We start from the raw sequence: 2,854 nt of genomic DNA on the forward strand, positions 1-2,854 counted from the left end.
GGGGGAGGGAGGACGTCGCCGCCATCGAGCGCGGCGGGGTCGGGTGCGGCTTCGCCAGAGGCCTCTGGCGTCGCACCCTGTGTTCCGACCCCCGTACCCGAGACCGCCAGAGGCGTGTCGAGGCCGGGGATAATCTTGCGGATGGGAAGCTCCAGGATGTCCGTCGCGCCAGCGGCCAGGAGTTGCGGCACGAGCGTGCGAACGGCGCTCATCGGCACGGCGGCGCGGACCGAGAACCCGTCCTCGCGGTGCAGCTTGCTCACCGTCGGCGACTTCATCGCGGGCAGCAGGCCGACGACGGCGTCGAGCACCTCTGGCGGTGCGTTCATCTCCAGGAGGACGCGCTTGCGGCTGGCGAGGACGCCGCGCAAGAGGACGACGAGGTTCTCGATGGACTCGCGCTTCTCCATGTCCTCCAGCGCCGCCGGGTGCGCGAGAAACCGCGTCGTGCTCTCCATGACCGTCTCGACGATCTGGAGGCGGTTGGCGCGGAGCGTGGCGCCCGTCGCCGTGTTGTCTACGACCAAGTCCGCGTCCTCTGGCGGGAAGACCTCGGTCGCGCCGTAGGAGCGGACGAACGTGAAGTCGACGCCGAGACCCTCCAGCCAGTCCGTCGTCAGGCGGCGGTACTCCGAGACCGCGATCAGTGGCTTCTTGCGCAGCGCGTCCCAGTCCTGATCCTCCGGGATCGCAGCGACGATCTTGACCGGATCGAAGCCGAGGTCGAGAAGCTCCACCACGTCGGCGCGCTGCTCGCGCACCCAGTCGGCACCGGCGAAGCCGCAGTCGTGCTGCCCCAGCGCGAGCAGCGGCGGGATGTTCTGGCTCTTGAGCAGCTTGACCTGAATGCCGTCCACGTTGACCGAGGGGCGGTAGGTGCGCTCGGCGCCGGAGAGCGTGATGCCGCACTCGGCGAGGGCGGCCTGCACGGCGACCTGGATGCGGCCTTTGGGGAGAACGAGCTTGAGCATGGGAGCGGGGAGCGACGAGAGGGGCAGAAACAGAAAAACCCCACCGGTTGACCGGCGGGGCTCGAACGGGGGGGGCCTCTGGCGCGGTTAGCGCGTGGGCGTAGCCGTCGTCACCACGTCGGTCAGGAGACCGAGGTGTGCGTGGTAATGATGGTGACGGCGAGAAGTCATAGCACGAAGGTCGGCACGGTCCACGCCCGGGGCACGGTGCGGTTCGCGAAGTCCGGGCGAAGGCGGGAGCGGGAAAAGAGAGGGCGCTCCCAAACTCGGTTCTGGCCTCTGGCGCCAGAGGCGTACGAGCAGCGGTCCTTTGCTGCACTCGAAGCCGACGTTCCCACGCCCCGCAACGCTCGCCAGAGGCCTCCAACCAAGGCTGCCGCCGCGCGTCGGTAGTTTGCACCCGACACCCTCAGGACTCATGCTCAAAGAACAACTCGCGCAGGACCTCAAGGACGCCATGCGCGCCAAAGACACCGTCCGACTCGGCGCGATCCGGATGCTCCAGACGGCCATCACGCAGGAAGAGAAGAAGACCGGCCAGCCGCTGAGCGCAGAGGATCTGGTCGCGGTCGTGCAGAAGCAGGCTAAGCAGCGGCGCGAGTCCATCAAGCAGTTCGTCGAGGGCGGGCGCGAGGATCTCGCGGACCGCGAGCGTGCCGAGCTTCCGTGGCTGGAGGTGTACATGCCTGCGCAGGCGAGCGACGAGGACATCCACAACGTCGTCCACGCCATTGTGCAGCGGACCGGCGCGACGACGATGAAGGACATGGGCCGCGTCATGGGCGAGGCGATGAGCGAACTCAAAGGCGTTGCCGATGGCAACCGCGTCCGCACGGTGGTGCAGCAGCTTCTGAACGCGTGAGCACGCTCGACTGGGTTCTCGCGGCCGGTCTCGGCATCGGCCTCTGGCGCGGGGTCAAGACTGGCGCACTTGCTCAGGCTGTTGGGACGGTCGGCTGGCTGCTCGGCTTCGTGGTGGCAACGGCGCTGATGGGGCCGGTTGGCGAGATGGCCGCCGCGGCGTTGGGCGTGAGCCCGCGGACCGGCCCGATTCTCGGCTTCGTCGTCGCCTTCGGTGCCGTCGTCGTCGGACTCATGGCCGCGGCGCACGTCGCGCGCAAGGGGCTAGAGGCCGTCAAGCTGGGCGGCGTCGACAAGCTCGCGGGCGCGGGCGTCGGCGCGCTCCGGGCCGCCTTCGGCCTTAGCGTGATGCTCCTCGTGACCGGCTTCTCGCCGCTGCCTGGCTCCGGGCCGATCCTCATCTCGCAGGAGACGCGCGAGACCTCGCTGCTCGCGCCGCCCATCGAGCCCGTCGCGCCGTTTGCGTGGGACCTCGCCAGAGGCCTCGCGCCGGGAATCCAAGAGGCCGTGCAGGACCGGTTCAACACGTGGCAGGAGTCGCGTGAGGAGCGGGCGGGGGAGGAGATCGTGGAGGAAGGGGCCAGTGGGGAGTAGCCAGCGGGGGCGCGCCCGTAGCGCCAGAGGCCTCTGGCGAAGCTGTGCCCCTGACACGCCTCTGGCGCCAGAGGTCGGGTATCCTTCGCTGCCCCGCTCTTGTCATCTCGACAGAGCGGAGCGACGAGGGATCTAGCCACGCGCGCCCCGGTGTCCTTTTCAGACCCGAAAGCCTCTGGCGAGTAGATCCCTCGTCGCTTTGCTTCCCTCGGGATGACACGTAGGAGAAGGCGGCGTTCGCCTCTGGCGCCAGAGGCGCACTCCGGCCAGCTTCCCGTACCCCGTACCCCGTACCCCGTACCCCGACCGCGTGACCCCCGTCCGCCTCCGACTCCGCAACTTCCTCAGCTACGGCGAAGACGTGCCCGAACTCGACCTGGCGGGCATCCACGTGGCCTGCCTCTCGGGCGGCAACGGGCAGGGCAAGA

At 69.0% G+C, this 2,854-nt stretch carries 3 protein-coding genes; 2 read left to right on the plus strand and 1 reads right to left on the minus strand.

Annotated features, from left to right (window positions below):
• On the minus strand, window positions 1–971 hold a 971-nt coding region (gene hisG / locus BSZ36_RS16800), incomplete at its 3' end, for an ATP phosphoribosyltransferase (protein WP_143536957.1).
• 418 nt (window positions 972–1,389) lie between these two features.
• Here hisG and BSZ36_RS16805 point away from each other — a divergent pair.
• Both BSZ36_RS16805 and BSZ36_RS16810 read left to right on the plus strand, forming a co-directional pair.
• Window positions 1,390–1,833 (plus strand): GatB/YqeY domain-containing protein, encoded by a 444-nt coding sequence (locus tag BSZ36_RS16805; protein ID WP_094551425.1) that lies wholly within the window; start codon window positions 1,390–1,392, stop codon window positions 1,831–1,833.
• Window positions 1,830–2,426 carry a CvpA family protein gene (locus tag BSZ36_RS16810; protein WP_094551427.1) on the plus strand — a complete coding sequence of 199 codons (597 nt, stop codon included), beginning with the start codon at window positions 1,830–1,832 and terminating at the stop codon, window positions 2,424–2,426. The genes BSZ36_RS16805 and BSZ36_RS16810 overlap by 4 nt, the downstream gene beginning before the upstream one ends.
• Window positions 2,427–2,854: the final 428 nt, after the last annotated feature.

Source organism: Rubricoccus marinus, assembly GCF_002257665.1.
GTDB classification, from domain to species: domain Bacteria; phylum Bacteroidota; class Rhodothermia; order Rhodothermales; family Rubricoccaceae; genus Rubricoccus; species Rubricoccus marinus.

Bases quoted from the DNA above. Each gene is read 5' to 3' on its own strand.
- BSZ36_RS16805 (WP_094551425.1), top strand. From the start codon at position 1,390: ATGCTCAAAGAACAACTCGCGCAGGACCTCAAGGACGCCATGCGCGCC.